The following is a 7,204-nucleotide window of genomic DNA, read 5'->3' on the forward strand; positions in this document are numbered from 1 at the left end:
ACGCGATGATAAAAGCGTTGAACAAGCTTACTGGGTTAGGTATGCCTGAAACTTGTCGTATTGACTAAGAAATACGCGAAACGGGGTGGCTCTATCTCTAAATTTAATTACGCAACAAAGCCCATCTGTTTAGGTATGTTCTTGACCATGGCCTTGATGGGGCTACGTATCTGGGATCTCGATGGACTGTTTGGCTATATCTCTGTTGTCATGAGTATCCAGATCCTGCTTTCGCTTCTGTTTACGATATTCGTCGTTTATTACCTAATGGGACGAAACTATGACTCTGTGGTGATATGTTCAGGCTTCGGTGGTATCACTCTTGGCTCGACAGCAACAGCAATTGTTAATATGACCGCGGTAACTCACCGCTATGGCGCAAGCCCACAAGCATTCATTGTGGTGCCATTAGTGTGTGGGTTCTTTGTTGATTTGATTAACGCGTTAGTGATCAGTTTCTTTGTTGGGATGTAGCCTTGTCGGCTAGTTCCTAAACGTAGATTTCAAAGCCTAGCGGTGATGCTAGGCTTTGTTGTATTCAAGTATGAGCATTCTCTTCTACTAAGTGTATGTTTAGCTCCGAAGGTAATTGGCTGCTATTGGTGTATATACGGTCAAAGTCATCCAGCGGAGCGACTTTGAGTGCAGCAAAGCGTCCCCATTTGCTGGCATCCGCGACAAGCCAGCTTTCGCGGCTGTTCTTAATAATCGACTTGGATAGGTCTGCTTCAACTTGCTCATGTTCCATAGCGAAATGACTGTCTGTTATCGAACCGCAACCACAAATACCAATGTCAGCTTCAAAGTCGGAAAAGAAGTGGACCACGCTACTGCCCACCATGTCTTGGTGTTCTCGTCTGAACAAACCACCGGCCAAATACACTTCGATTTGTTCATTTGCTTCAAGGATACGAGCCACCTGAAGGTTGTTGGTGATCACTCGCAAGGCTGGTTTTGCCAACAAATATTGAGCGATACGAGTGACGGTCGTACCAATGCCCATCATGACCGTTGAACCTTCAGGTATCGCGTCGGCAACCGCCATCGCAATATTGTCCTTTGTCTCTGACTCAACACCAGCACGGAATCTGTAGCTCGTGTTGGTGAGCGTAGTGGGTAAGCTCACACCTCCGTGCACTCTTCGTGCGAGGCCTTGCTCACACAGGTGGTTTACATCACGACGAATGGTTTGAGTGGTGACAGAAAACAACTCGGCTAAGTGGTCGATCTGTATGTCTTGGTTAGCCTTAAGCGTTGCGAGTATTTCTTTCTGACGATGGTTCAGTTCCATAGAAGCTCACTAAAATTGGTTTGGTACGTCGGTGATGATGTTATCGACGCCAAGGTTGAAATATTTAGCCGCCAATTGAGGATCGTTCAGTGTCCATATTTTAAGAACTGCGCCAGAAGCTTTGATCGCTTTGGCCGTTTTTTCATCAAGAATTCGGTGGTCGATATGAATGCTGTAAAGGTCGAGTGATTTGAGTGATTCCAAGCTGTAATCATTCCACACTTCGCAGATAAAGCCTCGTTTAACTTCTGGCATCATCTGTTGGCAAAGGCTTAGTGCCTCCTTTTTGAAGCTTGAGATGAGTAGCTTTTCAGTAGGGAACTGCTTTTGTTCAATCAGTGCCGCGACTTTCTTAACTAAAGGTTGGATAGCTTTATCGTCGTAAATTTTGATCTCAAGGTTCAAAGTCACATCGAGCACTAGGCACTTGTCGAGCGCTTCACTCAACGTAGGAATAGTTGTCCCCGCGAACTCGCTACCAAACCAACTGCCAGCATCTAACGCCTTGAGTGCAGTTAAATCTAAGTCGGCGATATTGCCCGTTCCGTTAGTACAACGATTTACCGTCTTATCATGAAAAACCATTGGGGTGCCATCAGCGCTTAACTGGGTATCAATTTCAATCCATTTAGCACCAGCTTTCGCTGCTTGTTCAATACTCACTAACGTATTTTCTGGTGCTAAAGAAGCGGCACCGCGGTGGCCTGTGATCATAATTCAATCTCGATGTTCATTTGAAAATTCAGGAAACAGTATCTCTACTTTATTACAGATTTATTATCTATCCGCGATATCTGCTTACTTTATATGAGAGCTAGCTTAAAGGTGTTGTACAGAGTTTATACAATAGTGAGACCTTATGCTCACAATGTTCAAATCGCTGAGATTAATGTTCATATGAATGTAATAATTCACTTACATACTCTACGAAAACTTAATAACACCCTCTATATTTAGAAAACGATAGCCAAGAAAAGGTGATTAGAAATGAAAAAGCTATTAGGTACAGTAATTATGGCGGCAACGCTGCTTGTTGGTTGTGGTGAAGCTGACAAGGCTGGTTCTGAAGCTAAAGACGAGCCGATCAATATCAACATGAGCCTTGTATTCACTCAAAATGAGTTGTTAACACAAGAACTTATCAAAGCGACCGACAAAATTAGAGAAAGAACCGAAGGCTCGGTCAACATTAAAGTCTTCCCTGGTGGTCAATTACCGGTTTATAAAGATAACTTGGAACAAGTGGTTAATGGCGCAAACTGGATCGCTGTAGAGGATTTGACCTACCTAGGTGATTACGTACCTGATTTTGCAGCACTGGCAGGTCCAATGCTGTACAACACCTACGATGAATACTTAGCGATGATGGACACTGAATTTGTTGCTGGTCTAAAAGCTAAAGCGGAAGAGAAAGGCATTAAAGTATTGAATGCAGACTACATGTTTGGCTTCCGTCACATGATCACTAATAAAGAGATCGTGAACTCTGAAGACATGAAAGGCATGCGTATTCGTGTTCCACAAAGTCAGCTGTTCATTAGCACGCTTTCAGCAATGGGCGCAGCTCCAGCTTCTCTTCCATTCCCTGAAACCTATGCAGGCGTTCAACAAGGTGTTGTTGACGGTCTTGAAGGTTCTATCTTGACGATGTACTCAACCAAGATCTATGAAGTGGCGAAGAACATGTCTTTGACTAAGCACTTCCTAGGCACTGTGGGTATCTACATTTCACCAACGCTTTGGGATAAATTTACACCAGAACAACAGCAGATCATTAACGAAGAGTTAGAAGCGGGCGCTGAATCTAACACTGCTGAGCTAGTTAAACTGGATGTTGAATACACTCAGAAACTTGAAGAGCTAGGCGTTACCTTCAATGAAGTGAATTCTGATGAGTTCAACCAACTGACTGCGGATGTATACAACCAGTTCCCAACTTGGAGCGAAGGCATACACGCGACGATCATGAAAGAGTTGGAAACGATCCGAGCTGCACAGTAGTTCTGCATAAATTAATTAGTTAATGATTACGGCCTAAATATTCTTAGGCCGTTTTATTCCTGAAATACCACGTCGTATTAGGTATTTCGCTGGAGAAGTCTTTTGTTTTTATTGAAAAATATTGAAGAAATCCTCGCCTCTATTGCTATTTCGATTACCGTTTTGGTTGTCATCATTAACGTCGTTTTGCGTTATGGGTTTGGATTTGTTGTCCCTTGGAGTGAAGAACTATCGGTTATTTGCTTTATATGGGCTGTCTATTTAGGCATTAGTTCCTGCTATAAGCATAAGCTTCACATGGGTGTTGATGTGGTGGTCGCCATGCTGCCTGAAAAAGCCAAAATCCCGTTTAGATTATGTGTTTCTGTTTTCCTACTGGCTCTGAACATCTTGATGGCCGTTTTGAGTTATCAATACTTGATGTTATCTAACAAGGTAACACCAGTGATGGGCATGTCATATTTTGTTATCAATGGCGTGTTGTTGCTTTGTTTCTCATTGATGGCGATCCACACCGTTCGATTTATCGCGAACGATGTCGCTTCTCTAAAGCGCTCTTCTAAGTAGGTACGATTCATGGAAAGCTATCTTCCAATTCTTATTCTGTTTGTTCTGTTTCTTTTGAACATACCCATCGCGTTTTCTCTGATCGCATCGGCGATGGTTTACTTTCTTTTTATCAATGACTCTATTCCGGTGAGCTTGGTAATGCAGCGCTTTATTAGCTCCGCAGAGTCCTTTCCGTTGTTGGCCATTCCGTTCTTTATCATGGTGGGTTCGGTGATGAACTATGCGGGGATAAGTAGGAGCTTACTCGCCTTTGCCGACTCAATGATTGGTCATAAAACCGGTGGTTTGGCTCAAGTGAATGTAGCATTGAGTACTCTGATGGGCGGTATCTCTGGCTCTGCCAATGCGGATGCGGCGATGCAATCGAAGATTCTAGCCCCTGAAATGACCAAGCGTGGTTATGACTTGCCATTCACGGCGGCTGTGACAGCTGCGTCTTCAAGTATCAGTCCTGTGATTCCACCGGGTATCAACTTAATCATTTTTGCGTTGTTAGCGAACGTGTCGGTTCATCAAATGTTTATTGCGGGCTACGTTCCTGCATTTTTGATGGCGCTGTCGCTGATGGTCACTATTGCGTTTATCGCGCGTAAACGTCGTTACAAGCCTTCTCGTTCGGAGCCTGCGTCTGCCAAAGAGCGTTTTCATTACTTCCTGAAAGCGATTCCGGCACTGCTGATCCCGTTCGGCATTATTCTAGGCATGCGTTTTGGTTTGTTTACTCCGACAGAAGCGGGGGCTATCGCCGTATTGCTTTGTGCGATTATTGGCATCTTCGTTTATCGTCAACTGGGTTTACGTCATATCCCGCTCATCATGCGTGAAACGGTGCAGGGCACCAGTAGCGTTATGTTCATCATTATCGGTGCCATGGTCTTCGGTTACTACATGACGCTAGAGCAGATCCCACACAATGTTGCTTCTGCTTTGATTGAGCTTACCGACAACAAGTTAGTCTTGCTGTTATTGATTAACGTACTGCTGTTAGTGGTTGGTATGTTCATCGAAGGCGGCGCCGCAATGATCATACTTACGCCATTGCTGCTTCCCGCTGTGCTTAACCTAGGAGTTAACCCAGTTCACTTCGGCATTATCGTGATTGTGAATATCATGATTGGTGGTGTGACTCCACCATTTGGTTCGATGATGTTTACGGTTTGCTCGATTTTAAAAGTTCGTATGGTCGACTTCGTGAAAGAAGTGGCTCCGTTGTTGCTAGCACTACTCACGGTTCTGATGTTGCTGACTTTCTCTGAAAGCTTGGTGATGTTTTTACCGAATTTACTTTAACACTGTTTAGTGATTGATTATTTAGAGGTGTAGAAATGAATTCGGTATCGAATGAATTGAACCAAAATTGGAAAAAAATAGATTGGGTGTTAACCGATGTGGATGACACCTTAACGTGGCAAGGTCAACTGCCGCCTGAAACCTTGATCGCGTTAAGCAAGCTTCGTGGTTCGGGGAAAAAAGTGGTTGCGGTAACGGGCGCTTGTGCAGGTTGGTGTGATCACATTGCTCAGTTGTGGCCTGTTGATGCGGTTCTCGGCGAGAACGGCGCGTTTATTATGGAAAAGAAAAATGGCTATCTGACATTGCGTTCTGATGTTCCTTTGCCAGAAATCAGTGCCAATCAGAGTAAGCTGAAAGAACAAGTATTATCTATTTTAAGCGATTACCCAGAGCTCAGTTTAACGCTAGATCAGTCTTACCGTTTGTGTGAGGTAGCGATCGATATCGGTCAAAATCGTCCTAAAGTCGACGATGCCATTATCGAAGAGATTGTCTCTAAGATTCACGCGTTAGGTGCACATGCGACAGCAAGCTCTATTCACATTAATGCTTGGTATGGTGAGCACTCTAAGAAAGCGACATCAACCGCTTTTCTTAAGGAGAAGGGGTTATCTGACCAAGAGATACTTGAGCGTAGTTGCTATGTCGGCGACTCGATGAACGACCAATATATGTTTGAAATTTTGCCGAACAGTGTCGGTGTGGCAAATATTAAACACTACTGGGAGCGACTTGAACATCATCCGTCAGTGGTGATGAGCAAACCGGGCGGGTACGGTTTCTCAGAGTTTGTCGATAAACTGCTTGCGTTATAATAGCTCTCGGTTGGCGATTTTAACTGCCGATGATTAACATCAAACACAACTTACTTCCTCGTGAGTTGTGTTTTTGTTTTATCACAAGAGAAGTGTTCGCTTCTTCACATGGTTTGCGAGCCTTCTTTAAATACTTCTGTTGGTGACTCAGCCCACAACTTGCAAACTTGCTGTGTGGGTATTTCAATTCCTAGAAGGGTAAATTAGAAAATCATGAGACGCTTGAATCAGTGTCAGTTGAATCACAAGGAAGTTGAATGCACCACTTTAATATCCGCGCGCTGGAATACCTTAATGCTTTATCGAAATACGGGTCATTGCGTAAGGCGTCTAAGATGATGAACGTTGATCCTGCGGCAATGAGTCGGATGCTGACACAGTTAGAAGCGCAAGCGGAAATGAAAGTATGGGAGCGCAACAACCGCCAATCACTGTTAACTGAAGCGGGTAATGAACTGCTGAATTACTACCGTTCCATTGTTCGTGGAGAGGCTGCAGTGCTTGCTCGACTAACCAAGCTTAAAAATCTCAAAGGAGGCAATGTCAGCATTGCCATCGGTGAAGGATTTATTACCAACTTGGTGTCAAAGCCGATGCAAACTTTCATGGCTCGATACCCTGATATCAACTTATCAATTGAGATTGCTGGGGCATTGGACGCTGTCAAGATGTTGGAAGATCAACAGATCGATTTCGCGATTACTTATGCTTCTGCACCGCACCCTAAACTGCACTCTCACGTTGAACGCAGCCATCCGCTCGAATTGATTGCTCCGAAAGGGCACTTCCTTACGATGAAAGAATCGCCTGTGGTAATGCAAGATATTCAAGACGCTTCTCTCGCCTTAATCGATAATTCGACCGGCATGGGGAGGTTGGTAAAGCAGGCCGAACAAATTTCCCATCTTACCTTGCAGCCCAAGCTTCAAACTAACTCGGTCACTGCACTGACTAACTTTGTTTCAGCAGGGCTGGGCGTAACCTTTATGCCCAAACTCACCGTGATCGATGAGATAAAGTCAGGGCAGATCGAAGTGGTTGCGACCGAGTTGGAGATGCTATCGAAGGCGACGGTTAAGGTTCAATCTTTGAAAGGTCGCGCACTTACGTTACAGGCCGAAACCTTGTTAGATTTCTTACTCGAGAACGCCACTTTCTTGAGTCATGACGCTTACAATATCTAGGCATAGTAGATTCATGTAACGATCCCTCCTAAGCTCCTAAGCTCCCAAGC

At 44.3% G+C, this 7,204-nt stretch carries 7 protein-coding genes and 1 pseudogene; 6 read left to right on the forward strand and 2 right to left on the reverse strand.

All coding sequences use genetic code 11. From position 1 onward, the window contains the following. Window positions 1-123 precede the first annotated feature (123 nt). Window positions 124-474: pseudogene (locus H5300_RS24505) on the forward strand (sodium/glutamate symporter); the annotation flags it as partial. Window positions 475-538: 64 nt separating this feature from the next. Here the strand turns inward: H5300_RS24505 and H5300_RS24510 are convergent. Together H5300_RS24510 and H5300_RS24515 are read right to left on the reverse strand one after the other, a co-directional pair. Further along, on the reverse strand, window positions 539-1,291 hold the full coding sequence (locus H5300_RS24510) for a DeoR/GlpR family DNA-binding transcription regulator (protein WP_182797139.1): 753 nt from the start codon (window positions 1,289-1,291) through the stop codon (window positions 539-541). Between the two features lie 9 nt (window positions 1,292-1,300). After that, on the reverse strand, window positions 1,301-2,005 hold the full coding sequence (locus H5300_RS24515) for a glycerophosphodiester phosphodiesterase family protein (protein ID WP_182797140.1): 705 nt from the start codon (window positions 2,003-2,005) through the stop codon (window positions 1,301-1,303). 273 nt (window positions 2,006-2,278) lie between these two features. Between H5300_RS24515 and H5300_RS24520 the strand changes: the two genes are divergently transcribed. The 5 genes from H5300_RS24520 to H5300_RS24540 all read left to right on the forward strand — a co-directional run bounded on the left by H5300_RS24520 (window position 2,279) and on the right by H5300_RS24540 (window position 7,154). Beyond that, the gene (locus tag H5300_RS24520; protein WP_182797141.1) at window positions 2,279-3,292 is read left to right on the forward strand and encodes a C4-dicarboxylate TRAP transporter substrate-binding protein; all 1,014 of its coding nucleotides are present in this window, start codon (window positions 2,279-2,281) and stop codon (window positions 3,290-3,292) included. 102 nt (window positions 3,293-3,394) lie between these two features. After that, window positions 3,395-3,859: a TRAP transporter small permease gene (locus tag H5300_RS24525; RefSeq protein WP_182797142.1), complete on the forward strand. Its 465-nt coding sequence runs from the start codon at window positions 3,395-3,397 to the stop codon at window positions 3,857-3,859. Window positions 3,860-3,868: 9 nt separating this feature from the next. Beyond that, complete coding sequence (locus H5300_RS24530) at window positions 3,869-5,152, forward strand: TRAP transporter large permease (protein ID WP_182797143.1); 1,284 nt, start codon at window positions 3,869-3,871, stop codon at window positions 5,150-5,152. Window positions 5,153-5,187: 35 nt separating this feature from the next. Further along, window positions 5,188-5,970 (forward strand): HAD-IIB family hydrolase, encoded by a 783-nt coding sequence (locus H5300_RS24535; protein ID WP_182797144.1) that lies wholly within the window; start codon window positions 5,188-5,190, stop codon window positions 5,968-5,970. Between the two features lie 257 nt (window positions 5,971-6,227). Continuing rightward, window positions 6,228-7,154, forward strand: coding sequence for a LysR family transcriptional regulator (locus tag H5300_RS24540; protein ID WP_017087671.1), 927 nt, complete (start codon window positions 6,228-6,230; stop codon window positions 7,152-7,154). The last annotated feature ends 50 nt before the right edge of the window (window positions 7,155-7,204 follow it).

The sequence above is a fragment of the Vibrio sp. SG41-7 genome (genome assembly GCF_014164465.1).
Classification (GTDB): Bacteria; Pseudomonadota; Gammaproteobacteria; order Enterobacterales; family Vibrionaceae; genus Vibrio; species Vibrio splendidus.